This window comes from Streptomyces sp. NPDC087428 (assembly GCF_044744085.1).
GTDB lineage: Bacteria > Actinomycetota > Actinomycetes > Streptomycetales > Streptomycetaceae > Streptomyces.
Genome location: NZ_JBIUXR010000008.1, coordinates 317,765 through 342,429, shown reverse-complemented (window position 1 = coordinate 342,429; position 24,665 = coordinate 317,765). Strand labels below are relative to the sequence as shown.

Annotated in this window: 20 protein-coding genes and 2 pseudogenes; 9 read left to right on the top strand and 13 right to left on the bottom strand. The window is 72.3% G+C overall.

The window, feature by feature from the left end; all coding sequences use genetic code 11:
* Positions 1 to 73 precede the first annotated feature (73 nt).
* Entirely contained in the window at positions 74 to 262 is a 189-nt protein-coding gene (locus ACIO3R_RS19395; RefSeq protein WP_402107022.1) for a hypothetical protein, read from the top strand.
* A gap of 24 nt (positions 263 to 286) precedes the next feature.
* Here ACIO3R_RS19395 and ACIO3R_RS19390 read toward each other — a convergent pair whose 3' ends face one another.
* Entirely contained in the window at positions 287 to 1,717 is a 1,431-nt protein-coding gene (locus ACIO3R_RS19390; protein ID WP_385031647.1) for a phytoene desaturase family protein, read from the bottom strand.
* Positions 1,718 to 1,915: 198 nt separating this feature from the next.
* Between ACIO3R_RS19390 and ACIO3R_RS19385 the strand changes: the two genes are divergently transcribed.
* Both ACIO3R_RS19385 and ACIO3R_RS19380 read left to right on the top strand, forming a co-directional pair.
* Complete coding sequence (locus ACIO3R_RS19385; RefSeq protein WP_402107164.1) at positions 1,916 to 2,719, top strand: nucleotidyltransferase domain-containing protein; 804 nt, start codon at positions 1,916 to 1,918, stop codon at positions 2,717 to 2,719.
* A 28-nt stretch (positions 2,720 to 2,747) separates the two neighbouring features.
* Complete coding sequence (locus tag ACIO3R_RS19380; RefSeq protein WP_385031644.1) at positions 2,748 to 3,143, top strand: VOC family protein; 396 nt, start codon at positions 2,748 to 2,750, stop codon at positions 3,141 to 3,143.
* 87 nt (positions 3,144 to 3,230) lie between these two features.
* Here the strand turns inward: ACIO3R_RS19380 and ACIO3R_RS19375 are convergent, their stop codons facing one another.
* The 3 genes and pseudogenes from ACIO3R_RS19375 to ACIO3R_RS19365 form a co-directional block, all read right to left on the bottom strand.
* Complete coding sequence (locus ACIO3R_RS19375) at positions 3,231 to 4,058, bottom strand: inositol monophosphatase family protein (protein WP_385031641.1); 828 nt, start codon at positions 4,056 to 4,058, stop codon at positions 3,231 to 3,233.
* Positions 4,059 to 4,170: 112 nt separating this feature from the next.
* Positions 4,171 to 6,036 (bottom strand): gamma-glutamyltransferase family protein, encoded by a 1,866-nt coding sequence (locus tag ACIO3R_RS19370; RefSeq protein WP_402107019.1) that lies wholly within the window; start codon positions 6,034 to 6,036, stop codon positions 4,171 to 4,173.
* Between the two features lie 49 nt (positions 6,037 to 6,085).
* Positions 6,086 to 6,304 (bottom strand): annotated as a pseudogene (locus ACIO3R_RS19365) (integrase); the annotation flags it as partial.
* Between the two features lie 265 nt (positions 6,305 to 6,569).
* Here ACIO3R_RS19365 and ACIO3R_RS19360 point away from each other — a divergent pair.
* Positions 6,570 to 7,172 carry a hypothetical protein gene (locus tag ACIO3R_RS19360; protein ID WP_402107017.1) on the top strand — a complete coding sequence of 201 codons (603 nt, stop codon included), beginning with the start codon at positions 6,570 to 6,572 and terminating at the stop codon, positions 7,170 to 7,172.
* 221 nt (positions 7,173 to 7,393) lie between these two features.
* Here the strand turns inward: ACIO3R_RS19360 and ACIO3R_RS19355 are convergent.
* The 5 genes and pseudogenes from ACIO3R_RS19355 to ACIO3R_RS19335 all read right to left on the bottom strand — a co-directional run.
* Positions 7,394 to 8,257: pseudogene (locus tag ACIO3R_RS19355) on the bottom strand (ThuA domain-containing protein); the annotation flags it as partial.
* 31 nt (positions 8,258 to 8,288) lie between these two features.
* The gene (locus tag ACIO3R_RS19350; protein ID WP_402107161.1) at positions 8,289 to 10,475 is read right to left on the bottom strand and encodes an RICIN domain-containing protein; all 2,187 of its coding nucleotides are present in this window, start codon (positions 10,473 to 10,475) and stop codon (positions 8,289 to 8,291) included.
* A 221-nt stretch (positions 10,476 to 10,696) separates the two neighbouring features.
* Complete coding sequence (locus ACIO3R_RS19345; protein ID WP_402107015.1) at positions 10,697 to 12,097, bottom strand: RICIN domain-containing protein; 1,401 nt, start codon at positions 12,095 to 12,097, stop codon at positions 10,697 to 10,699.
* Positions 12,097 to 13,371 carry an RICIN domain-containing protein gene (locus ACIO3R_RS19340; RefSeq protein WP_402107014.1) on the bottom strand — a complete coding sequence of 425 codons (1,275 nt, stop codon included), beginning with the start codon at positions 13,369 to 13,371 and terminating at the stop codon, positions 12,097 to 12,099. The genes ACIO3R_RS19345 and ACIO3R_RS19340 overlap by 1 nt, the downstream gene beginning before the upstream one ends.
* A gap of 428 nt (positions 13,372 to 13,799) precedes the next feature.
* Positions 13,800 to 14,390: a GNAT family N-acetyltransferase gene (locus ACIO3R_RS19335; RefSeq protein ID WP_402107013.1), complete on the bottom strand. Its 591-nt coding sequence runs from the start codon at positions 14,388 to 14,390 to the stop codon at positions 13,800 to 13,802.
* A gap of 134 nt (positions 14,391 to 14,524) precedes the next feature.
* Between ACIO3R_RS19335 and ACIO3R_RS19330 the strand changes: the two genes are divergently transcribed.
* From ACIO3R_RS19330 to argB, 3 genes are all read left to right on the top strand, one after another.
* Positions 14,525 to 15,244 carry a DUF2470 domain-containing protein gene (locus tag ACIO3R_RS19330; RefSeq protein ID WP_402107011.1) on the top strand — a complete coding sequence of 240 codons (720 nt, stop codon included), beginning with the start codon at positions 14,525 to 14,527 and terminating at the stop codon, positions 15,242 to 15,244.
* A 107-nt stretch (positions 15,245 to 15,351) separates the two neighbouring features.
* A complete protein-coding gene (locus ACIO3R_RS19325; RefSeq protein WP_402107010.1) occupies positions 15,352 to 16,008 on the top strand; it encodes an isochorismatase family protein in 657 nt (218 codons plus the stop codon).
* A gap of 32 nt (positions 16,009 to 16,040) precedes the next feature.
* Entirely contained in the window at positions 16,041 to 16,961 is a 921-nt protein-coding gene (argB, locus tag ACIO3R_RS19320) for an acetylglutamate kinase (RefSeq protein WP_402107008.1), read from the top strand.
* A 46-nt stretch (positions 16,962 to 17,007) separates the two neighbouring features.
* Here argB and ACIO3R_RS19315 read toward each other — a convergent pair whose 3' ends face one another.
* From ACIO3R_RS19315 to ACIO3R_RS19300, 4 genes are all read right to left on the bottom strand, one after another.
* Entirely contained in the window at positions 17,008 to 17,541 is a 534-nt protein-coding gene (locus ACIO3R_RS19315) for a GNAT family N-acetyltransferase (protein WP_385031615.1), read from the bottom strand.
* Between the two features lie 163 nt (positions 17,542 to 17,704).
* Complete coding sequence (locus ACIO3R_RS19310; protein WP_402107003.1) at positions 17,705 to 18,601, bottom strand: ABC transporter ATP-binding protein; 897 nt, start codon at positions 18,599 to 18,601, stop codon at positions 17,705 to 17,707.
* A 95-nt stretch (positions 18,602 to 18,696) separates the two neighbouring features.
* Positions 18,697 to 19,797 carry a FecCD family ABC transporter permease gene (locus ACIO3R_RS19305; RefSeq protein ID WP_385031609.1) on the bottom strand — a complete coding sequence of 367 codons (1,101 nt, stop codon included), beginning with the start codon at positions 19,795 to 19,797 and terminating at the stop codon, positions 18,697 to 18,699.
* Entirely contained in the window at positions 19,794 to 20,861 is a 1,068-nt protein-coding gene (locus ACIO3R_RS19300; protein ID WP_385031606.1) for a FecCD family ABC transporter permease, read from the bottom strand. Before ACIO3R_RS19300 ends, ACIO3R_RS19305 begins: the two co-directional genes overlap by 4 nt.
* A 243-nt stretch (positions 20,862 to 21,104) precedes the next feature.
* Between ACIO3R_RS19300 and ACIO3R_RS19295 the strand changes: the two genes are divergently transcribed.
* Together ACIO3R_RS19295 and ACIO3R_RS19290 are read left to right on the top strand one after the other, a co-directional pair.
* Positions 21,105 to 22,802, top strand: a complete 1,698-nt coding sequence (locus ACIO3R_RS19295; RefSeq protein ID WP_385031603.1) for an ABC transporter ATP-binding protein — start codon at positions 21,105 to 21,107, stop codon at positions 22,800 to 22,802.
* Positions 22,799 to 24,652: an ABC transporter ATP-binding protein gene (locus tag ACIO3R_RS19290; RefSeq protein WP_385031600.1), complete on the top strand. Its 1,854-nt coding sequence runs from the start codon at positions 22,799 to 22,801 to the stop codon at positions 24,650 to 24,652. Before ACIO3R_RS19295 ends, ACIO3R_RS19290 begins: the two co-directional genes overlap by 4 nt.
* Positions 24,653 to 24,665 lie beyond the last annotated feature (13 nt).

The following is a 24,665-nucleotide window of genomic DNA, read 5'->3' as shown; positions in this document are numbered from 1 at the left end:
AGGAGCACTGCTTCTGCGGAACGCGGCGAACTGCGGCGGGGCGAACCGGATCGCGGCGAACCGGGGCGGGGCGATGGGTGTCGTGGTCGTGCAGCACGTGCCGGACGAGGGCCCCGGTGCCGTCGCCACCGCGCCGGGCCACGAAGACCCGCTCGCCCGGCCGGACCCGGAGCCCGCGCCGCGCGGGGCCGGCCGGCGCCTCGTCGAGCACGGCGACGCCGCGTCCCGCTTCCTCGCTCTCGCGGACCTGCACCGCCCCTGAGCGCCTGCCGGGTCAGCGGGACGGTCAGTTGCGGGACGGCCCCGACTCCCGCAGCCGGCGCCATACCGCCTTCGCCGCGTGGTGTCCGGACATGCCGTGCACACCGGGTCCGGGCGGGGTCGCCGACGAGCAGATGAAGACCGCCGGATGCGCCGTCGCGTAGGGCACCCGGGCGAGCTTGGGGCGGATCACCGTCTGGAGCCCCGCGAAGGCGCCGCAGGCGATGTCCCCGTCCACGTAGTTCGCGTTGCGCGCGGCGAGCCGGGGCGGTCCCGTCACCGCGCGGGCGAGCACCACGTCGCGGAAACCGGGGGCGAAGCGCTCCAGTTGGCGTTCGATGACCTCGGTGGCGTCGCCCTCCCAGCCTGCCGGGACGTGTCCGTACACCCAGAACACCTGCTTGCCCTCGGGGGCGCGGGACGGGTCGACGAGGCTGGGCTGGGCGGTGATCAGGAACGGCACACTCGGGTCGCGGCCGGTGACCGCGGCGCGCAGGGCGGAATCGATCTCGCCGGCCGTCGGGCCGATGTGCACCGTACCCGCCCGGCGCGCCTCCTGCGCGGTCCAGGGGACGGGGCCCGACAGGGCGTAGTCGATCTTGAAGCAGGACGCGCCGTAGCGGTAACCCTGGTAGGCGTTGCCCAGTCCGGCGATCCGGGCCAGCGCGGTCGGCGAGGTGTCGAAGATGTAGGCGCGGGCCGGCGGGAGTTCGTCCAGGCGCTTGACCTCGGTACCGGTGTGGATGACACCGCTCTGTTCGCGCAGGTACGAGGCGAGGGCGTCGGAGATGGCCTGGGAGCCGCCGCGCGGCACCGGCCAGCCCTTCTCGTGCGCGGCCAGGGCGAAGAGCAGGGCGATTCCGCCGGTCGCGACACCGCTGGTGGGGGCTATGGCATGGGCGGCCAGCCCGGCGAAGAGACCGCGTGCCTTCTCGCCGCTGAAGCGGCGGGACAGCAGCGTGGCGGGCTGGACGGCGTCCAGCCCGAAGCGCACCCAGCGGTACGGGTCGCGCGGCAGCCCGTCCCACGGGGTGCGCAGGAAGTCCTGGGCGAGGCTGTCCCAATGGCCGAGGAAGGGTGCGAGGAGCCTGCGGTACGCGCCCGCGTCACGCGGCCCGAGCGACATGGCGCTCTCCCCCACCGAGCCGGCCAGCACGGCGGCGGACCCGTCCGGGAACGGGTGGGCGAGGGCCAGAGGGGGCTGCACCCACTCCAGGCCGTGCCGGGCGAGCGGCATCGCGTCGAAGGCGGGCGAGCCGATGCCCAGCGGGTGGACCGCCGAGCAGGGGTCGTGGCGGAAGCCGGGGAGCGTGAGCTCCTCGGTACGGGCTCCGCCGCCGACGGTCCGTCCGGCTTCGAAGACCTCCACGGCGTAGCCGCGGCGGGCCAGTTCGACAGCGGCGGTCAGCCCGTTGGGGCCCGCCCCCACGACGACTGCGTCAAGCATCGACGGCACCTTCGGACTCCTTTGTCAGCCGACGGTCGGAGTCCCCAGGATATTCACAGGCGCCGGCGCTACGGGCGCGGGTAGGCTTCCCGCTCGATGAGCACTCCGGACCCCGCGCGGCAGCCGCGCCCCACAACGCTCCCCGATCCGCACCCCGCCCCCGGGGCGGCCCCGGAGGATTCCGCACCGTACGAGTGGATCGGCGCCATGGCCGAACGACTCGTCGCCGTGCCCGGGATCCGGGCCGTCGTCCTGGGCGGCAGCCGGGCCCGGGGCACCCACCGCCCGGACTCCGACTGGGATCTGGGCCTCTACTACCGGGGCGTCCCGGACCTGGCCGCGCTGACCGCGCTGGCCCGCGAGGTGCAGGGTTCGCCGGTCGAGGTGGCCGGGCCCGGCGGCTGGGGGCCGTGGGTCAACGGCGGTGCCTGGCTCCGGGTGGACGGCACACCGGTGGACTGGATCCTGCGCGATCTGGACCGGGTCGAGGCGGTCTGGTCCGACTGCCGCCAGGGGCGCTACGAGGTGGGTGTCCAGCCGGGCCACCCGCTCGGCTTCTGGTCCCCCGCCTATCCGGGCGAGGTCGCTCTCGGGCACGTACTCGCTGACGCACAGGGTGAGTTGACGGCTCTTCAGGCCGAGACGCGCGGCTATCCGGAGCACCTGCGCACGGCCCTCGCCGATGCGGCCTGGGAGGCGGAGTTCTCGGTGGCTTCGGCCCGCAAGTCGGCTCCTTCCGGTGACCGGCTCCATGTCTCGCTCTGCCTGTCCCGGGCGTTCGGCATCCTCGCCCAGTCGCTGCACGCCCACCACCGCACCTGGTGTCTCAACGAGAAGGGCGCGCTGGCGGCCGCCGCCGCCCTGCCGGACACCCCCGCGGACTTCGCGGACCGGGCCGGCGAGGCGCTGCGGGGGCTGGACGCCGCGGCGGTGGAAACGGCCGCGGACGTCGTGACCGACGTACGGGCGGTCCTGACCGGCGCGTCCGCCCAGGGCCCCGACCGCAGCTGAGCCGCCGGACGGGCCTTACGCTTCCGCCATGATCGCCGAACTGCAGTGTGTGGTGCTCGACTGCCCCGATCCCGCGCGTCTCGCCGGGTTCTACCGCTCGCTGCTCGGCGGGCGCGTGAACCAGGTGGACCGCCGGTGGGCGCTCGACGAGGACTGGGCGACGCTGCACACCGCTGCCGGGCCGGTGCTCGCCTTCCAGCGGGTGGCGGACCACCGGCCGCCTCGGTGGCCCGATCCGGAGCGCCCGCAGCAGTTCCATCTGGACTTCGGGGTCCCCGACCTGGACACGGCCGAGTCCGAGGTGGTGGCGGCTGGCGCGACCGTACTCGACGACGGCGCCGGGTCCGATCGGCCGTGGCGCATCTACGCCGACCCCGCAGGGCACCCGTTCTGCCTGGTCAAGCACGGTACGAGCGGGAACTGAGGGGTACGGCCCGGTCCCGCTGGACGGCCGTGGCGCGGCGGGGCGGTCCCGGCGAGATCCGCGCCTGCCTCGCCGCCGCCCGACCGCTCAGCCTCCGGCGCGCAGCGCGGCCAGGACGCTGTCGGCCGTCGCCCGGTCGCGGGCGGCCGTGAAGGGCATGTCGTTGCCCCCGGCGATACGGAACGGCACACCGGACAGCGTGGCCTGGGCGCCGCCCGCCTCCGTGACCAGCAGGAGACCCGCCGCGTGGTCCCACGCGAACTCCCAGTTGAAGGCGACCGCGTCCAGGTCGCCGCGGGCGACGCCGAGGTATTCGAGGCCGGCCGAGCCGCAGGGGCGGGCGTCGATGCCCTCGGTGCGCAGCCCGAGCAGGGCGCGCTTCTGGGCGTCGGTGGTGTAGTCGGGGTGCGACATCGCCACCCGCAGGGCGGCGCCGGGCTCGGGTGAACCGGCGTGCAGGGGCGCGCCGTTGAGCGTCGCGCCCCGGCCACGGACGGCCACGGCCATCTCGTCCAGGGCGGCGGCGTACGTCCAGGAGGCCAGGGTCTCGCCGTGGTGGGCGAGGGCGACCAGCGTGCAGAAGGCGGGTTCGCCGCGGACGAACTGGCGGGTGCCGTCGACCGGGTCGACGATCCAGACGGGCGCCTCGCCGCTCAGCGACTCGTACACCGTCGGATCGGCGTGGACCGCCTCCTCGCCGACGACCACCGATCCGGGCAGGAGCCGGCTCAGGGAGGCGGTGAGGTGTTCCTCCGCGAGGCGGTCCGCGGTGGTCACGAGGTCGTGCGGACCGTTCTTCTCGACGATCTCGTGGGCGGCGAGCTGCCGGTAGCGCGGCATGATCTCGGCGGCGGCCGCTGCGCGGACCGCCGCCTCGACCTCGGTCAGGTCCCCGGCAAGGAAGTCATCGATCATGCCCCCAGCTAAGCACGCTGGTCCGGGGCGCCGACGACCTGGTCATGACGGGTGGATGGCCGGCCGGCGTCCGGTCACGGCCGGTCCGGTCGTGGCCGGGTGGCGGCGCCGGTCAGCGGCCGACCGCGTACCCCTGCATTCCCCGCGGGTTCGCGGCCGCGGACAGCACCCCGGTCCGCGGGTCACGGGCGACCGCGCACATCCGGCCCTCGGACCACGGGTCACCGACCGTGACGTCATGGCCGCGACGGCGCAGCTCGGACACGACCTCCGGGTCCATGCCCTCCTCGACGGTGACGCTGCCGGGGCGCATCCCACGCGGGAAGAAGGAACCGGGGAAGCTGTCGTTGTGCCAGTTCGGGGCGTCGATGGCGCCCTGGAGGTCGAGGCCGCCGCGGACCTCGTCGCGCAGGGCGACGGCGAGGAAGAAGTGCAGCTGCCACTGGTCCTGCTGGTCGCCGCCGGGGGTGCCGAACGCGAGCACCGGAACGCCGTCGCGCAGGGCGAGGGACGGCGTCAGGGTGGTGCGGGGGCGCCGGCCGGGGGTGAGGGAGTTCGGCAGGTCCTCGTCCAGCCAGGCCATCTGGAGGCGGGTGCCGAGCGGGAAGCCGAGCTCGGGCACGACCGGGTTGGACTGGAGCCAGCCGCCGCTGGGCGTGGCGGAGACCATGTTGCCCCAGCGGTCCACGATGTCCACGTGGCAGGTGTCGCCGCGGGTGGCGCCGTCCGCGGCGACAGACGGCTCGCCGGTGCGGTCCGCGGTTGCCGTCGGTTCCCCGGCTCCGTCCCTGGCGACCGTCGGCTCGCCGACACCGGCGGTCGCGAGGCCCATCGCGTCGAAGCCGGACTCGCCCGCGGCGACGGCGTGGGCGTGCCCGCTCAGGACAGGGGTGCGGCCGTCGGGGCTGCCCGGTCGCAGCTCGTGCGAGGCCTCGCCGGTGACGAGGGCGCGGCGGGCGGCGTTGTACGGCTCGGAGAGCAGGGTGGCGAGCGGGACCTCCGCGGCGTCGCCGTACCAGGCCTCGCGGTCGGCCATGGCCAGCTTGCAGCCCTCGATGAGCAGGTGCACGTACTCGGCGGAGCCGTACCGGGGCAGTTCGGCGGGGAGCAGCGCGAGCTGCTGGAGGAAGGCGGGGCCCTGGCTCCAGCCGCCGGCCTTGGCGAGCGTCCAGCCGTTCCAGTCGTACGTGGCGGGGGCCTCGTACGAGGCGGACCAGCCGGCCAGGTCGGCGGCGGTGAGGGTGCCGGTGTGGCGTTCGCCGCTGGTGTCCATGGTGGGGACGGTGGCCTGGCGGACCAGGGCCTCGGCGATGAATCCCGTGCGCCAGATCGCGCGGGCGGCCTCGATCTGCGCGGTGCGGTCCTCGCCGCCGGTCGCCTCGGCCTCGGCGACGAGCCGGCGCCAGGTCGCGGCGAGGGCGGGGTTGCGGAAGAGCTCGCCGGGCTTCGGGGACGTGCCGCCGGGCAGGTACACATCGGCGGAGGTCGGCCACTCGTTCTCGAACAGCTCGCGGACAGTCTCGACGGTCTGGCCGACCCGTTCCACGGGCGCGTGGCCGTCCTCGGCGTAGCCGATGGCGTACCGCAGCACCTGGGCGAGGGTCCTGGTGCCGTGGTCGCGGAGCAGCATCATCCAGGCGTCGAAGGCGCCCGGTACGGCGGCGGCGAGCGGTCCGGTGCCGGGGACCAGGTCGAGGCCGAGTGCGCGGTAGTGGGCGATGGTGGCACCGGCGGGGGCGGGGCCCTGGCCGCACAGCACCTGGACCTCGCCGTCCGCGGGCGCGAGGATCATCGGCACTTCGCCGGCCGGTCCGTTGAGGTGCGGTTCGACGACGTGCAGGACGAATCCGGCGGCGACGGCGGCATCGTAGGCGTTGCCGCCGTCCTCCAGGACCGCCATGGCGGACTGCGAGGCGAGCCAGTGGGTGGAGGACACCATCCCGAAGGTGCCCTGGAGGGTGGGCCTGGTGGTGAACATACGGGCTCTCACCTCGCTGTTTACGTGCGTCGGACGGTCGAAACCGCACTCAGGATCGAACCTGGGGAGAATCTGGGGAGTTCGGACCGAAGCTCTCCTCCGCCCGCTCCCCCAGCAGGCTATCGATTGCCCCGCGTCCCTTCTTCCCCGCCTCCGGCATGAAGTGCGCGTAGTGATCGAGCGTGATGGTCGGCGACGAACGCCCCAACCATCCGGGGAGGGTGGCGACCGACTCTCCTGCCTCCAGCACGATGGACGCGTGCGTGTGCGTGTAACCGTCCCGGACAAGGCCGACCAGGCTCGGTTCCCGGACACACCGTCAGCACTCGGAATGACTCGTCTAGGGTTCGGCCATGTCTCTCTCCCCCGCTCCGAAGCAATCCACGCTTGCGGACGAACTCGCGTCGCTGCGGCGCCGGCGCACGCGTCGTCGGCGGCGGCTCGGGAGAGCGGTCGGAGCCGGCCTCGTCGGGGTCGCCGGAGGCTTGTGGCTTCTGCTGGGCACCGGGCCCGAACCGGGCGACCATGCACCCATGGCCATATGCGCCGTCGACAGCAAAAGCCTGCGCGCCGACGTGGATGCGGACGGACAACTGGACGAGATCCACGACCAGGGCCGCGATGGCACCAGCTCAGTCGTCTTCCGGAGAGACGGCCACCGCACCACTGTCGGCGTCGGCGAGGCCCGGGGGTTCTGGCAGAAACTGCGGGGCGCACCGAGGGAACACATGGCGACACGGGGAACCTTCGGTGACTTCGACGGCGACGGGTACCTCGATCTGGCCCTCTTCTACAGTCAGCGCGACGTGGGCGACTCGACGCAGGACAGCATGGTGGTGCATGAGGTGCACTACGGGCCTCTCGCCCGCGACCTGAGCAGCGACCGGACCGGCCCCATCCGTATGGGCGGCTCGGCGTTCGTGTTCGCGGTGCGCGCCACCGACACCGATCATGACGGCCGCGCCGAACTCCAGATCGTCCAGTCGGGCGGGGACGGCACCACTGACCGCCATATCGGTCGGCAGGACGGCGGCGGGCTCTCCGTGAGCGATGACGAGACCGGCTCCGACGGGTGGTCGGGCTGGTCAGGGCCCAAGCTCGGCTGGCTCGACTTCGGGGCCTGCGCAGATCGCTAGACGAGCCATTCCGGATGCTGACGGTGTGTCCGGGAACGCAGACAGGGCATCCAATCCAGGCTGGACACAAGCGGCTGCGGGCAGCGTTGCCGCCGGCCTACTGACGACCGAATAACGGCGGGTGCGGAAGGCGTTGAAAACACCTTCCGCACCCGCCGTTGTCAGCCGTGCGTGGCGAGTCAGCGGCCCTGCGCGGCCGGCCGGGCGTGCGCCGCCGGGTTCTCGGGAGCCCGGCCTCCCCCTCCGCCCAGCCATTTCAGCCCGTCCACCACGAACCGGTTCTGCGTCTCACTGGCGAAGGTCGAGGACAGGGTGGTCCCCGAGCCGTAGTCCATGGCGTTGTGGCCGAAGTTCGCGTACAGCATCCGGTAGCCGGTGTTGGTCCACAGGACGGGGTAGTCGCCGCTGTACCAGGACTGGTTCGGGTCCGTGCCCAGCGGGAAGCTCACCGGGTCGACGGACGCCAGCACCTTGATGTCCGGATTGTCGCGGAGGTTGTGCTGCCACGCGTACCACTCACTGACCGACGAGGTGAAGGTGTCGGGCAGCCCCGTGGTGGAGGGGTGCGCCCGGTCCTCGGTGCGCAGCACCGCGGTGGTGGGACCCCAGGTGTTCGAACTGAAGTTGCCGCTGCCGAGGAACTGGTCGTAGTACCAGGGCCATTCCTGGGCGGCGGTGGTGAACGCGGAGACGTGGAAGCCCATCCAGGCCCCGCCCGAGCGCATGTACCGCTCGAATCCGGCGCGTTGGGGGCCGGTCTGCGGCGCGTCGTCGAGGAACAGCACCACCTGGTACTGGTCGGGGGTGAGGGTGCTCAGCCGCTCCCAGTCGTTGGTGGAGGTGTAGGAGAAGTTGTTCGCCGCGGCGGTGGCGGGGAACCACTGGTTGGCTTCCTGGACGAAGCTGATGTGTGCCGCGTCCCAGGTGCCGTTGTAGAAGGCGATCACCTTGAAGGCGGGCGCCCGCGGCGCGGCCTGCGCGGGGGCCGTGGTGAGCCCCAGCAGGAGGGCCGGCAGCAGGAGCAGCCACCGGCACAGCCGGCCGATGCCTCCGCGCGCTCCGGCGGTGGTCCTGAACGCTGTCATACGGAACCGTCCTTTCCGGACGTCGCGGCACTCAGGGCTGGCTGACGAGATTGGCCACGTTGGAAGAGGAGTTGGAGGGGCCGCCCCGCCCGTTGATGACGTGGCGGATCGTTCCGGTCCCGCCGAGCGAGACGGTCACCATGCTCTGGAACCGGACGTTCGGGTTGTCCGGGACCTCGAAGGCGTGCTCGGCCGTCACCGACGGGTTCGAGCTGAAGAAGCAGTAGCTGCCGAGTCCGTACGCCTGGTGGCTGGTGACCGAGTCCGCGACCTTGTAGGCGGCGTAGCCCTGGGTGGAGCCGTTCATCCAGGACGCCTGGTCCGGTACGTCGTACGGCATCTCGTTCTGGTAGAAGTACGTGCGCCCGCCGTTGCCGTTCCAGATCGTCTGGTGCTTCTGGTAGTGCTCGACGAAGAGCCCGTACATCGTCACGTTGTCGCCGTTGACGACGAGGCCGGTGTCCGCCTTGTTGCTGTTCCAGCCGATGCCGCTGCCGTGGTCGCCGCGCCAGATCCACATGTGGTCGCCGATGACGTGGTCGCTGTTGACCACCAGGCTGGTGGTCGCCCGGCCGACGGCGGCGCCGCCGACCCGGAAGAACACGTCGTGCAGCGAGGTCGGGTTCGCCGCGTGCCCGGCCGAGGAGCCGGCCGGGCCGACCTCCATCAGGGTCGGGGAGTTCGTCGTACCGGCGTCGAAGAGGATGCCCGCGACCTTGACCCCGTCGACGTCGGCCACCGTCATCGCGGTGACCCCGTTGTCCGGGATGAACGTGGCGAGGCCGAGCCCCAGGACGACGGTGTCGGGCCTGGTCACCTTCAGCGTCTGGTCGAGGTGGTAGACGCCCGGCGTGACCAGCAGGTTCTTCCCCTCGGCCAGTGCGGCGTTGATCTGCGCGGCCGTGGCTCCGGCCTTCACGACGAAGAACTTGTCCATGCCGATCGAGGTGCCCGCGGCGTTCCCGCCCGCCCAGGTGGTGCCCGAGGCGTTGTTACGGACGGCCGGCACGAACACCTGGTAGGCGCCGCCGCCGTCCACGTACAGGAAGGGCTTCTCCCTGATCACGGGCGCCTGGTTCACCGTGGTGTAGGGCGGGTTGGGGAAGCTGGTGGCGGGAACGCCCTGGCTGCCGACGAAGACCATGTTCCAGTTGGAGCCGGTCCAGCTGCCGAGCGTGGAGTTGCGGGTGATCCACTGCTGCTGCGTACCGGACCGCACCTGACCGTCGATCTTGGTGTCGGCCATGAAGCCGCCGCTGGCCCAGCCGCCGTCGTCCAGGGCCAGGTTGCCGCGCACATGCATGCGCCGGTACGGGGCCGCCTGGGAGACGGCCCAGCGGTCGGTGCCGCCGGTCGGGTTCACCGAGAGGTTCTCGGCGCCGCGCCAGAAGTTCTGGGTGGCGTTCTGCGGCGGGAACCAGTCGGCCTCGGCGTGGACCGCGCCGTTGATCGTCACCGAGTCGGGCGACTGCCCGAGCCCGAGGACCTGGGTGTAGAAGCCCACGTTGACGTCGTTGCTGTACGTACCCGGCTTGAACATCACCGCGTAGCGCTGGTTGCCGAACTGGTTGGTCTCCTGCTGCCGGAAGATCGAGTCGAGCCGGCCCTGGATGGTGGCCGACGGCATCGACGGGTCGAAGACCGCCACGTTCGGCCCGAGGTCCACATCGCCCGGCGCGACGGCGACCGGTGTGACCTGGAACCGCTGGGCCGCGGAGTTGTTGCAGGTGTACTGGACGAGCTGGACGCTGTCGGCCGTCGAGGCGGCGGGCACGTCCAGGCACTTGCCGCTGTTGCGGTTGACGAAGTGGTAGGCGCCGCCGCCCTCGTCGACGGGCTGCCACTGCTGGTTGGTGCCGCCGCCGTACGTCCAGAGCTGGACGGCGGCGTTGTCGGCGGTGGACACGTTGCTGACGTCCACGGACTGGTCGGCGTTGTTGCGGTTGTTGATGCGGACATAGCCGCCGGAGGTCGCGGTCAGACTCCACTGCTGGGCGGTGGAGTTGTTGCACGTGTACTGCTGGACGGCGGTGCCGTTGACAGTCGCGGCGGACCGGGCGTCCAGGCACTTCCCGCTGCCGCTGTTGACGACGGTGGCCCAGCCGGACGGCAGCGCGGCGGCCTCCGCGGCGGCGCGCGGGGCGGGCCCGGCCGGGACCGCGGCCGGGGCGGGGGTGGCGGCCAGGACCGACCCGGCCAGGGCGCCGGCCGCGAACACCGCGGTCAGCGCCCGCCGTCGGCGGGTCGGTGTGAGGCCGGATCGGCGGCCCTCTGTGAGCCTTCGGACAGATCTGGGCACGGTTGTCTCCTGTGCGGGTCGGACGGCGCGACGGGCAGGGCGGTCAGGGCGGTCCAGGCGGTCAGGGCGGTCAGGGCGGTCCAGGCGGTCAGGGCGGTCAGGGCGGTCAGGTCAGGGCGGTCAGGCGGTGTACGGGCTGGTCAGCCGGCGTACTGGGCGAACACCTTCGTGAAGTCCCAGGGCTGCTGGGAGACACCCGAGCAGGTGTCGGCGCCGCCTCCGGTGCACGGGCGGTCCCGGTTGACCGACCAGAAGGTGAGCCGGGCCAGATGGCGCTGCTGGGCGTAGGCCAGGATGGTGCGGAAGTCGGCGACCGTCACCGTCTCGTTGTCGTCGGTGATGCCGTTCATCGAGGAGATGCCGGTGTGCCGGTATGCCTGGTCGTCCGTGTATCCGTAGGCGTTCTTGACGACGTTCTTCAGCCCCTCGGCCGCGCTGACGGTGAGGTTGCCCATGTTCTGGCCCGCCCCGCCGAAGTCGAACGGCATGATCGTCCAGCTGTCCACGGTCAGGCCGGAGGCAGACGCCTTGCGGACCATGCTGTCGTCGGGCCCGCTCTGGCCGGTGCCGAAGGTGACGTACACCTTGATGCCCGGGTTGTTGGCCTTGACGGTCTTCAGCGCGTCGACCGTGCGCTGCTGCACCGTGGCGCTGGCGTACGCGTCGGCCTCGATGTCGATGTCGATCGCCTTCAGGCCGTAGGCGCTGATCACCTTCTGGTACGCGGCCGCCAGCTCGCCCGCACTGGAGCAGGAGCTCTCCAGCTTGTTGCCGCTCCAGCCGCCGAAGGACGGGATGACGTCACCGCCGGCCCCCCGGACGGTGTTGATCGTCTGCTGGTCGACACCGCCGGTCAGCGGCCTGCCGCCGTCCCACTGCGGGTTGCAGTAGCCGTTGCTGAGGACGAAGGCGAGCGTGAACCACTTGACGCCGGTGGCGTTCATGACGGTGGTCGGGCTGGGCGGGCTGCCCCAGCCGTTGTAGAGGTACGGTGCGACCGCCATGGCCCCGGGAGTGGCCGGGTCTCCGCCGCCTCCCTCGACGGCGGGCGCGGTCCACTTCTGGTTGGTGGCCCCGGTACAGGTCCAGATCTGGAGGCGGGTGCCGTTGGCCGAACTGTTCCCCGTGGCATCCAGACACTTGTCCGCCTGCGGGTTCACGATGTCGCGCGCACCACTGACCGTCCACCGCTGGGCAGCCGAGCCGTTGCAGTCCCACAGCTGAACGACGGATCCGTTCGCCGTACCGCCTGACGCGACGTCAAGACACTTGCCCAGCGCCTTGACCGTCCCGTCACTGCCCAGGCTCCACTGCTGGGGGGCGGAGCCGTTGCAGTCGTAGAGCTGTACGGGAGTGCCGTTGGCGGTGGCACCCGCGGCGACGTCGACGCACTTGCCGCCGACCCCGGTGATCTGTCCGGTGGCCGCGGCCGCACCCAGGGCGGGCGAGCCGGCCAGCCCGGCGAGGAGGGCCGCGGCGGCCACGACTCCCAGGGCGCTCCGTACGGCGGGGGCGTGCCCGTGCAGCAGGTCTCGGCGCATCAGCTGTTCACCGTCCACTTCTGATTGGCGGCCCCGGAGCAGGTCCAGATCTGGAGCCGGGTGCCGTTGGCCGAACTGTTCCCCGTGACGTCCAGGCACTTGTTGGCCTGCGGGTTCACGATGTCGCGCGCACCACTGACCGCCCATCGCTGGGCAGCCGAGCCGTTGCAGTCCCACAGCTGAACGACGGTTCCGTCCGCGGTGCCGCCTGACGCGACGTCAAGGCACTTGCCCAGCGCGCGGATCGTCCCGTCGCCGCCGACGCTCCACTTCTGGGCGGCGGAGCCGTTGCAGTCGTAGAGCTGTACGGGGGTGCCGTTGGCATTGCTCGCCGCGGCCACGTCGACGCACTTGCCGGCCAGGCCGGTGATGGTTCCCGAACCGGCCGGGGGCTGGGTGTCGCTGGTGGTGACGCGTACGTGGTCGACGACGAGTTGCTGGGGGAAGGTGGTGTTGTTGTCGGGGTCGCCGGGCCAGTAGCCGCCGACGGCGAGGTTGAGGATGAGGAAGAAGGGCTTGTTGAAGGCCCAGGTGTTGCCGCCGGTGTCGGCGGGGGTGCGGTGCTGGTAGACGTTGCCGTCGACGGACCAGGTGACGGAGTTGGGGGCCCAGTCGATGGCGAAGGTGTGGAAGGCGTCGGCGAAGGCCTGGCCGCCGGGCAGGGTGTATCCGGCGCCGATGCCGGCGGAGCCGGAGTAGCCCGGTCCGTGCAGGGTGCCGTGGACGGTGCCGGGCTCGAAGCCGACGTTCTCCATGATGTCGATCTCACCGGAGTTGGGCCAGCCGACCTGTCCGATGTCGTCGCCGAGCATCCAGAACGCGGGCCACATGCCCTGGCCGCGCGGGATCTTCATCCGGGCCTCGACATGACCGTAGGTCTGGGTGAACTTGCCCGAGGTGTTCAGCCGGGCCGACGTGTACTGACAGGTGCCGTACCAGCACTGGTAGTTGTTCGGGTTCTCCTTGCGGGCGGTGATGACCAGATGACCCTGGCCGTCCAGCGCGGCGTTGCTGTTGCCCGCCGTGTAGTACTGCCGCTCGTGGTTGTTGACGTTGTCACCGGTCTCGATCTGCCATCTGGAGCCGTTGACCGCCGAGCCGGCCGAACCGTCGAACTCGTCGTCGAACGTCATGGTGGCCGAGGCCGCGGCGCCCGACAGGGCGGGGGACGGCGCGGGGGCGCCGCCGCCCACGAGAGCGGTCGTGACCAGGGCAAGGGTCAGGGCCGAGAGTGCGGAGCGCAGCAGACGCCGCGACAAGCGTGGGGAGTCCATGACTCTCCCTTCCGGTGCATGAGGGGGAAGGGGACCTGTCATGCATATGACAGGACAGGGCGCGTTGGGGCATGCCGAAGCTGCGCCGACCGGGGCGGGGTGCCGTTCAGGAAGTGGGGCGGGTGCGGGTGGGGATGCAGGCACGTGCGGTGGACATACTGTGGGGGCACTGTGGGACTGCTGTGCACGGACACTTAATTCACTACGTGATTTAAGAAGTGAACCAATGGACTGTCAAGACCCTGGTCTGTACCAGTGCACGTCCGCACCCTCACCCCGTCCGGCTTGGGCCGACATGCCTCAGGTGTCCATGCCGTCACTCACGGCGAAGCGACGGCGGGCGCCGCGTGGACAAGAGTCAAAGGCGGTACGCCCGATCCGGGGCCGCGACCGTCGGCCTCATGACGCCTGACCCGCCGCGCCCTCCATCACCCCTTGCCCGTTGCCGCCGTTCGGGCCGGGCCGCCGGCCTGGCGCACATGCACATGACCGTCCCTCGGGAAGGAGGGCGGCAGAGCCGGAAGGATCTCGCGAAACTCGTACCGGGCCTTCTCCGCGACGCGGCACGAGGCGAGGTTGTCCACCTGATGGAGCAGCCTGATGCTCTCCAGGCCGTCGGTCGCGAAGGTGTCGAAGGCCCAGCCGGTGAGGGCCTCCAGTGCGCGAGGGGCCACCCCGCGACCCCGGGCGCGCGCCGCCGTCCAGTAGCCGACCTCTGCGGACTCCCGGCCGGAACCGGCCCCCTTCAGTGCCACGCTGCCCACCAGTCGGCCCTCGCCGGGCCCGGGGTGATCCTCGTGCACGGCGAAGCCCAGCCGCTCGCCGGTGACCCAGCCGCGCCGCTGGAGCTCCAGCCACTCCCGCACCTCCTCGGGGGTCTCCAGAGGACCGCTCGCCCCGCGGCGCAGCGCCGGATCGCGGAACGCCTCGATCAGCGGCTCGATGTCCCCGTCGACCCAGGGACGCAGCAGGAGCGCGGGGGCGGACGGCGTCCCGTCCACCCGCAAGGTGATGTCCATCGAAGTCCTCCCCGGACGGCCCGCCTGATTGTCCCTCACCCGATGAGCCGTGGCTCCTACGGTCACACAACCGCACGGTCAGCGAAAATAAGGTTAGGCTTACCTAACTTGCATCCGTTTCACAGGGAGTCACCTTGAACACCGACGCCGACGCAGGCACCACCGAACCCGGGCCGTCCGACGCGGAGCTGGTCCGCACGGTCCTGTCCCGCGCGACCTCGCTGTCGCTCACCACGACCGGCCAGGCCTACGACCTGATCGGACTGCACTCGGTCAGCACCACGGGGCAGGTCACCCTTCACCCCCGTCCGGACAGCCCGCTGGCCCGGGAGGCCGCCGCCGCGCCCATGCGCAGCCTCGCCGCCCTGCTGGAGTTCACCGACATCGCCCCCACTCCGCTGCGCGACCGCGTCCGCGCCAGGGTGACGGTCTCCGGGTGGCTGGCACCGGCGGGCGGCGACGCGCTGCGGCTCGACACGGCGCGGGTCACCCTGCGGACCCCGGCGGGTGCGACGGATGTCGGGCTGGACGAGATCGCCCTCGCCGAGCCCGACCCGCTGGCCGTCGAGGAGGCTGCCATGCTGACCCATCTGGCTGATTCCCACGAGGAGTTGATGGCCGATCTGCTCGGACTCGCGGGTCCCAGGCTGCCGCGCGGCATGATCCGGTCGCTCCCCCTCGCGCTGGACCGCCACGGCATCACCCTGCGCTGCGAGTACGCATCCGGCCACTGCGACCTCCAGTTGCTCTTCCCGGCGCTGGCGCACGACGCCACCGACGCCGGCGAGCAGATCCGGCGGCTCCTCACCGCACCCCGGAACCGCGCGCACCAGCACCACCCCTCACGCCCCTGACGGACCCGACACTCCCAGCAGCCGACGACTTAGGTTAGGCTTCGCTAAGTTTCAATAATTCCTCGCGCCACGGCCGGATCACCGGATCATCAGGGGAGGGGCCGGTCATGGGCCTGCCAGTCATCGAGTCCTACGACATGCCCGACCGTACGGCCCTCCCCCGTTCCTGGCCCTCCTGGACCATCGACCCCGGGCGGGCCGCTCTGCTCGTCCACGACATGCAGAACCACTTCGTACGGGCGTTTCCGGCCGGGCGCTCCCCGGTCGTCCAACTGGTCCAGAACATCGCCGCGTTGCGGGAACTCGCCGGAACGCTCGGCATCCCGGTCGTCTTCAGCGCCGAGCCCGCCACCCAATCGCCCGGCAGGCGGGGGCTCGTCGCCGACGTGTGGGGTCCCGGCATCGGCGACGGCCCCGGGGACTCCGCCATCGTCGAGGCCCTGTCGCCACGGCCCGGCGAGCACGTGCTGCCCAATGTGCGCCCCAACGCCTTTCTGCACAGCCACCTCGGCCGGCTGCTGCGCTCCACGGGCCGCGATCAGCTGATCGTGTGCGGCGTCCACGCCCATCTGGGCGTCCTGCTGACCGCCGCGGACGCCTTCATGAACGACATCCAGCCCTTCGTCGTCGCGGATGCCGTGGCCGACTTCTCCGCCGAGGAGCACTCCATGGCGCTTCGCTGGGCGGCTCGCAGTGCGGTGGTCCGCACGACGGACGTCCTGCTGCGCGATCTGCTGCTCGGCCGGGTCCACCACGACGCGTGACGGCATCCCCACCTCAGGAGAGACGGAACAAGATGACCGCAGGGGTCGCGACGGCCGGAGCCGGCGTCCACGAACAGTCACCACGGCTCGGGAACGGGACACGGACGCGGCCGGGCACGGGTCCCGCCGTGCGCGAGGAGTTGCGGGGCCGGGTCGTGGTGGTCAAGTTCGGCGGCCACGCCATGGTGGACGCATCGCTCCAGGAGACGTTCGCCCGCGATGTCGTGGAGCTGTGGCACGCCGGCCTGTCCCCGGTGGTCGTGCACGGTGGGGGCCCGCAGATCAGCGCGATGCTCGACCGCCTCGGGCTGGAGGTCCGCTTCGAGGGCGGTCTGCGGGTCACCACGCAGGAGACCCTCGACGTGGTGCGGATGGTGCTGACCGGACGAGTACAGCGCGAACTGGTCGGCGCCATCAACGCGCATGGCCCCTTCGCCGTGGGCCTGTCGGGCGAGGACGCCCACACCATGACGGCGGTGCGCCGGGCCGGCCGGGTGAACGGGCTGCCCGTGGACATCGGCCTGGTCGGCGACATCGTGAACGTGGCGCCGGACACCGTCCGTTCACTGCTGGAGCTGGGCCGTATCCCGGTGGTGTCACCCCTCGCACGCGGCACCGAGGGGGAGGTCTACAACGTCAACGCCGACCTCGCCGCGTCGGCCCTGGCGGTCGCCCTGGGCGCCGAGCGGCTGGTGATGCTCACCGATGTCGAGGGGCTGTACGCGGACTGGCCGCACAGCACCGAGGTCGTCGAGCGCCTGACGGCGGCGGAGCTGGGCGGTCTGCTGCCGGGGCTGGCGAGCGGGATGCTCCCGAAGATGGAGGGCTGCCTGCGGGCGGTCCGCGCCGGGGTGGGACGGGCACAGGTACTGGACGGCCGCGTGCCGCATGCCGTACTGCGTGCCGTGCTGGACGAGAGGAGCCCCGGAACCACCGTCCTCCCGGACGCCTGACGCACACGTGGTAGCGGGTCCCGGCGTCCGGGGCCCGCCACCGCCGTCACAGCGCGCGGGCCAGAACGCGCGCACCCCGCCGGGGATCCAGGGTGCGCGCCCAGGCGCGCGGAGCCGCGGCCGGACGGACCGGAGCGAAGCCGTGGCGGAGGAAGAGGCGCCCGCTGCCGGTCGTCGCGGTGAACAGGACCCCCAGCGACTGCGCCCGCGCCCCGGCGAGTGCCGCGCCCAGCAGCCGCGCGCCCAGGCCGCTGCCCTGCCGCTGCCGGGCGACACAGAAGTTGTACAGGACCCCCGCGGCCGTCGGGCCGTGGTCATCCGCCGCGTCGGGGTGGACGCGCAGTGCGAGGCAGCCCCGCAGGGCGCCTTCGGGCTCCTCGGCGACCAGGAAGTCGGCCGCTCGGGCCGCGTAGACCGCGGGGGGCCGTCGGCGCAGCGCGCCCGAGCGGACGAACGGCTCGGAGAGTGCGACGAGTGCGGCGGCGTCCCCGGGGCCCGCCCGGCGCAACCGGAGCGCGTCGGGAAGGGGTGCGTCCGGGGTGCCCGTCAGCGCGGTGGGGTGCGGAGTGGCCGTGATCAAGGCGTTCCTTCCTCGGGTTCCACCGTGCGCGAAGGGCGGCCGGATCGCCGCACACCCCGGTGAACCATGAAGATTAGGTTAGCCTTACCTAAGTTGATTTACCAAGTCGACACTCCAGGGCCGGTGTTGCTCCAGGACCGGCATGGGTCCGGCGCCGGAGCCCTCAGCGCACGCCCCGGCCGGTCTCCGCCATCAGGGACTCGACGGGAGCGCCGGGGCCCTCCCTGCGGGCCGTGCGGTCCTCCGGCACGTACCGCTGCGGCGCGGCAGGCACCATCAGGGGTGTGCCGGTCTCGGGGTCGTCGATGATCCGGCAGGGCAGCCCGAAGACGTCCTCGACCAGTGCGGCGGTCATGACGGTGGCCGGGTCGCCCTCGGCCGCGATCGTGCCGCCCGGCCGCATCACGATGAGGTGGGTGGCGTAACGGCACGCCTGGTTGAGGTCGTGCAGCACCGCCACCACGGTGTGCCCCTTGCGGGCGTGCAAGTCGGCGCAGAGATCCAGCACTTCGACCTGGTGGGCGATGTCGAGGAAGGTGGTGGGCTCGTCCAGGAGCAGGATCGAGGTCTGCTGCGCCAGCACCATGGAGAGCCAGACCCGCTGGCGCTGGCCGCCGGAGAGGTCGTCGACCGGGCGGTCGGCGAGATCCAGGACACCGGTCTGCCGCATCGCCTCCAGAACGGCCGCCTCGTCGTCGGCGGACCACTGCTTCAGCATGCCCTGGTGCGGATAGCGGCCGCGCGCCACCAGGTCCCCGACGGTGATGCCACCGGGCGCGGTCGAGGACTGCGGGAGCAGGCCCAGCCGGCGGGCGACCTCGCGCGAGCGGTACGTGGCGATGCCGGCGCCGTCGAGGTACACCTGCCCGGAACGGGGTTTGAGCATCCGCGCGAGCGCCTTGAGGAGAGTGGACTTGCCACAGGCGTTCGGCCCGATGATCACGGTGAAGGAGCGGTCGGGGATCTCGACGCCGAGCGAACTGACCACGGTCCGCTGCTCGTACGAGAGCGTCAGGTCCTCGGCCCGCAGCCGCGCGGCCGCCGGGGATGTCCCGTTCATATGAGTCCCCTCCGCCGTCGCGGAGTCCGCGAACGGGCCGGTCGTCTCGGACCTGCGTGTCGTGCGTGTCTCTCGGGTCATGCGCGGCTTTCGGGTCATGCGCGGCTCTTTCGCGACTCGGTGATCAGCAGCCAGATGAGGTACAGCCCTCCGATGGTTCCGGTCGCCGTGCCGACCGGAAGCAGCGAGGGGGCGAAGAGGCGCTGCGCCAGCAGGTCGCTCGCGGCCAGCAGCAGGGCGCCCATGAGCGCGGCGGGGACCAGCGCGGGACCCGATGCCCGGGTCAGCCGCCGGGCGAGCTGGGGCGCCGCGAGCGCGATGAACCAGATGGGCCCGGTGACCGCCGTGGCGAAGGCCGCGAGCGCCACGCTGATGACGAGCAGCAGCGCCCGGGTGCGCACGACGTCGACGCCGAGCGCCATGGCCGTGACGTCACCCATCTCCACCATGGAGAGCCGGCGGGAGAGGAAGAAGGCGGGCGGGAGCAGGACGAGGACGGCGATTCCGATGGTGTTCGCCTGCTGCCAGCCCCGGTTGGTGAGACTGCCGATCAGCCACGCCTGCGCCTCCAGCGCCTCCTGCCAGGTCGCCCGGGTGATCAGATACGAGTTGACGGCGAGCAGCAGTGCGCTGACACCGATGCCGACGACGACCAGCCGGAAACCCTGAAGTCCCCTGCCCAGCATGAGGAGGTACATGGCGGCGGCGGTGCCGAGGCCGCCGATCAGCGCACCCACCGCGATCTGGGTCATGCTGCCGTGCAGCACGATGATGACGAGGAGCGCCCCGACGGCCGAGCCGTTGGTGAAGCCGATGATGTCCGGGCTGCCGAGGGAGTTGCCGGTGAGGCTCTGCAGGACGGCCCCGCTGACCGCGAGGGCCGCGCCCACACACATCGCGGTCAACAGGCGTGGCATGCGCAGGGTGTTGACGATGAAGTCGGCGCCGCCGGAGCCGTGGCCGAACACCGCCCGCACGACCTCACCGACGGAGAGTTCGAAGTCGCCGGTGGTGAGGGTGACGAGCGCGACCGCGACGAGCGCGACGAGCATCACGGCCGTCACCACGAGGACGCGACCCTGGACCCGGACGGACAGCCCGCCCGGCCGGGTGCGCAGCACCAGTCCGCTGACGACCCGCGGCTCCCCGGTGTCCGTACCAGTCCCGGAGAGGCCCTTCTCCCGTACGGCACTCACAGCATGACCAGCTTTCGACGGCGGCACAGGGCGATGAACAGCGGCGCCCCGAGGAACGCCGTGATGATCCCTACCTGGACCTCGCCCGGCGCCCCGAGCACCCGGCCCAGGACGTCCGCGCCGATCAGCAGGACCGGCGCGAGCAGCATCGAGTACGTCAGCACCCAGCGCTGGTCGGGGCCGACGACGAACCGGGCGACGTGCGGCACCGCGAGACCGACGAAGCCGATCGGCCCGGCGGCGGCGGTGGCGGCGCCGCACAGCAGCATGACGGCGACGGCGCCCAGCACCCGGGTGCGGCCGACGTTCAGGCCGAGGGCCCGGCCGAGCTGGTCGCCCATCGCGAGGGCGTTGAGCGAGGGGGCGAGGCCGAGGGCGATCAGGAGGCCCACGGCGATGAACGGCAGGATGACCCAGATGACGTCGTAGTACCGGCCGGACAGGGAACCCACCGTCCAGAAGCGGTACTGGTCGAAGGCGCGCGGATTGAGCAGCAGCACCGCCGAGTTGAAGGCGTACAGGACCGCGGTCATCGCCGCCCCGGCCACGACCAGCCGGTCGGGGGTGGCCAGGGTGCGGCCGGAGGAGCCCAGGAGGTAGACGGCGACCGAGGCGACGGCCGCGCCGATGAAGGCGAACCACACGTAGCCGAGGACCGAGCCCACCCCGAGGAAGGCGATGGCGACGACGACTCCGGCGGAGGCGCCGAGGCTGATGCCGAGGATTCCCGGGTCGGCGAGCGGGTTGCGGGTCAGGGCCTGCATCAGCGCGCCGGACAGGCCGAGGGCCATGCCCACGAGCAGGCCCAGGAGCGTCCGGGGGATGCGGTAGTCATGGATGATGATCGAGGTCTCGGAGCCGTCCGGGTGCCAGAGCACGCTCCAGGTGGCGGTGAACGGGATGCCGCGGGTCCCCACCCACACACTGAGCAGCCCGACCAGGACGAGGGCGGCCAGCGCCGCGAGCAGCCCCAGGGCCCGCAGGGTGTTCGCGGTCCGGGCGGGCGGCGGGGCGCCGTGTGCGACGGTCCGGTCCTCGGGAGCCGTCCGGGTTTCGACCGACAACGACAACTCCCCCTGACGGCGGTTCGGGTGCACCGCGAGCGATAGGGCGCCGGAACGTGACGCAGGACCCCGGATTCAACTTAGGTGAGGCTAACCGAACAGTGCCGCACGGTCAACGAGCGTCCCCCTGACGCGACATGGCGCGCACCGCCGTGACCGGGGACATCTCGACCGGCAGCACATCGGGGCCACTCATTTAGAGTAGCCTTACCTAACTTTTCCAGACTCTTCGCGGAGGCCCGCATGCCAGGTGGAGGACCGACCGGGGGGCACGTCCTCCGCGGGGCGATCAGGGGGCAGCGGCGGCGCGTCGCCACCGCGTCCCTGCTCGGTGCGGTGCACCAGGGGTGTGAGGCCCTGGTACCCGTCGTCATCGGCGCGGCCATCGACACGGCGGTGGCCACCGGCTCATCCCACGCGCTGCTGCGCTGGCTCCTGGTGCTCGCGGGGCTGTTCCTGGTGCTGTCGAACTGCTACCGGACCAGCGCCCGGCTCGCCGAGGGGGCGGGCGAACGCGCCGCGCACCGGCTGCGGATGGAGCTCGGCGCCCGGGTGCTCGATCCGCGCGGCGGCGCCGACGCGAACCGGCTGCCCGGCGCGCTCACCAGCATCGCCACCAACGACGCCCGCCGGGTGGGCTCGGTGGCGACGGTCCTGGCGTACGGGATCGCGGCGACCTCGGCACTGGTGATCAGCTCGGTGGCGCTGCTGAGGATCTCCGTACCGCTCGGACTCCTCGTCCTGCTGGGCATCCCCCCGCTGCTGTGGCTCGGGCACCGCATCAGCCGGCCGCTCGAACGGCGCAGCGAGACCGAACAGGAACGGGCCGCGCACGCCTCGGGCGTCGCCGCCGACCTGGTCGCCGGACTCCGTGTCCTCAAGGGCATGGGCGCCGAGTCGGCCGCCGTCGCCCGCTACCGCACCACCAGCCAGGACTCGCTCGCCGCGGCACTGCGGGCGGCCCGCAGCCGGGCCGGTCACGAGGGCGCCGTCCTCTCGCTGACGGGCGTCTTCATCGCGGTCATCGGCATCGTGGGCGCCTGTCTCGCCATGCGCGGCAGCATCAGCATCGGCGACCTGGTGGCGGCGGTGGGCCTGGCCCAGTTCCTCCTCGGCCCGTTCCAGCTGCTCACCTACGTCAACGCCGAGTTCGCCCAGGGCCGCGCCTCCGCACGCCGGATCGCCGAGGTGCTGGACTCCCCCGCGGCCGTCGAGGGCGGCGAGTCCGCGGTGCCCGACGGCGCCGCAGGGCATCTGCGCCTGCGCGGGGTCCGGCTCGGCTCGCTGCGCGGGGTCGATCTCGACATCCGGCCGGGCGAACTGATCGGAGTGGTCACCGGGGATCCGGCCGCCGCGGCCGATCTGCTGCTCTGCCTGGCCAGGGAGCGGGACCCCGCCGACGGGCTGATCGAGCTCGACGGCGTGCCCCTGACCGCACTCGGCCCGGACGGGCTGCGCCACGCCGTCCTGGTCGCCCACCACGACGCCGACCTGTTCGAGACCAGCCTGCTGGACAACGTACGGGCGGGCGCCCGCGACGACGCGGCCGCGGTCGACCGGGCCCTCGCCGCTTCGGCGGCGGACGAGGTCGCCCGGCTGCTGCCCGACGGCGGCGACACCGTGCTCGCCGAACGCGGCCGGTCCCTCTCCGGCGGGCAGCGACAGCGCGTCGCCCTCGCCCGCGCCCTCGCCGCCGACAGCGCGGTCCTGGTACTGCACGACCCGACCACCGCCGTGGACACCGTCACCGAGTCCCGGATCGCCGCCCGGCTGCGGGAGGTCCGCCACGGGCGCACCACCGTGCTGATCACCACCAGCCCGGCCCTCCTCGCGGTCACCGACCGGGTGGTGGTCCTCGACGGGGGCACGGTCACCGCGGACGGCCACCACACCGAACTCGTCGCCGGCGACGCGCGCTACCGTGCGGCGGTGCTCGCATGACGTCGACGTACGAGGACCGCGCACAAGCCACGGACACGCACGCGGAGGAAGAGGGGAAAGCGGCCATGAGCACACCCGGCGCGGACCGTGAGCTGCTGCCGACGGCGAGCGGCGCGGAGAGCCTCACGGCCCTGCGCGTCATGCTGCGCGGCCACCGGCGGCTGACCGCGGCCGCCGTCACCGTGCTGGTCGCCGGGACCGCGATCGGTCTGCTGACCGCTCCGCTGCTCGGCCACATCGTGGACCTGGTGGTGGAGCGGCGGGGTTCGCGGGCGCTGACGGTGCCCCTGGCGCTGCTCATCGTGGTGGCCCTGGTGCGCGGCGCCGCCGCCGCGGTCGGCAGTACGCTCGTGGCCCGGCTCGGCGAGACCGTACTCGCCGCGGTGCGCGAGCAGTTCATCGAACGGGCGCTGCGGCTGCCGCTGGAGCGTGTCGAGGCGGCCGGTTCGGGAGATCTGGTGTCCCGGGTCACCAGCGACGTCTCCATGATCGCGAAGTCGGTGCGCCAGGCCCTGCCCGAGTTCACCCGCTCCGCGCTGACCATCGTGCTGACCTTCGTCGGACTCGCCGTGCTGGACTGGCGGTTCCTGGTGGCGGCGCTGCTGGCGATGCCGGTGCAGGTGCTGTCCGTGCGCTGGTACCTGCGCCGGGCCGCTCCGGTGTACGCCGAGCACCGCGTCGCGACCGGCGCGCTCCAGCACCAGTTGCTCGACAGTGTCGGCGGGGTGCGTACGGTACGGGCCTTCCGGCTGAACCGTGCGCACACCGCCCTGCTGGAGCAGCGCTCCGCGGCGGCGCGGAACCTCGCCCTGGACGGCATCCACATCGTCACCGGCTTCTTCTCGCGGCTGAACCTGGCCGAGTACATCGGCCTGGCGGCCGTGCTCGGCGCGGGCTTCCTGCTGGTGGACAACGGCTCGGTGAGCATCGGTACGGCCACCGCCGCCGCGCTGTACTTCCACAGTCTCTTCAACCCGGTCAACGCCACGCTGTTCCTCATCGACGACGCGCAGTCGGCGGGCGCCAGCTTCGCCCGGCTGGTCGGGCTGTCCAAGCTGCCGGCCGAGCAGACCGCACCGGGCGGCCGCGCTCCGGCGGACGGTTCGGTGAGGGTGAGCGCGCTCAGTTACGCCTACGGCGCCGGGGCTCCCGTGCTGCGGAAGGTCGATCTGGAGGTGCGCAGCGGGGAGCGGGTGGCCCTGGTGGGCGCCAGCGGCGCCGGCAAGACGACGCTGGCCAAGGTCATCGCGGGCGTCCACGAGCCGCACGGCGGGACCGTCGCGCTGGGCGGGGTCGACGCGGCCGAACTGGGCGCCGCGGGTGTGCGGCGCGCGGTGACGCTGATCAGCCAGGAGGTGCACGTGTTCGCGGGCCCGCTGGCCGAGGACCTGCGCCTCGCCCGCCCCGGCGCCACGGACGAGGAGGTGCGCGCGGCACTGTCCCGGGTCGGCGCCCTGGAGTGGGCCGAGGCGCTGGCGGACGGCCTGGACACGGTCGTGGGCGAGGGCGGCCACCGGCTGACGGTGACCCAGGCACAGCACCTCGCGCTGGCCAGGCTCGTCCTCGCGGACCCGCCGATCGCGATCCTCGACGAGGCCACCGCCGACGCGGGCAGCGCCGGTGCGCGGGTCCTGGAGGCGGCGGCACTGCGGGCGCTGGAGGGGCGTACGGGCCTGGTGGTCGCGCACCGGCTCCCCCAGGCGGCGACCGCCGACCGCGTCGTCGTCCTGGACGAGGGCCGGATCGTGGAGACCGGCAGCCATGACGAACTCGTCGCGGCGGGCGGCCGGTACGCGGCGCTCTGGGAGGCGTGGTCCGACAGCCGCCGGGAGCCGGCGGACGCGCGGTAGCCGCGGAGACGTT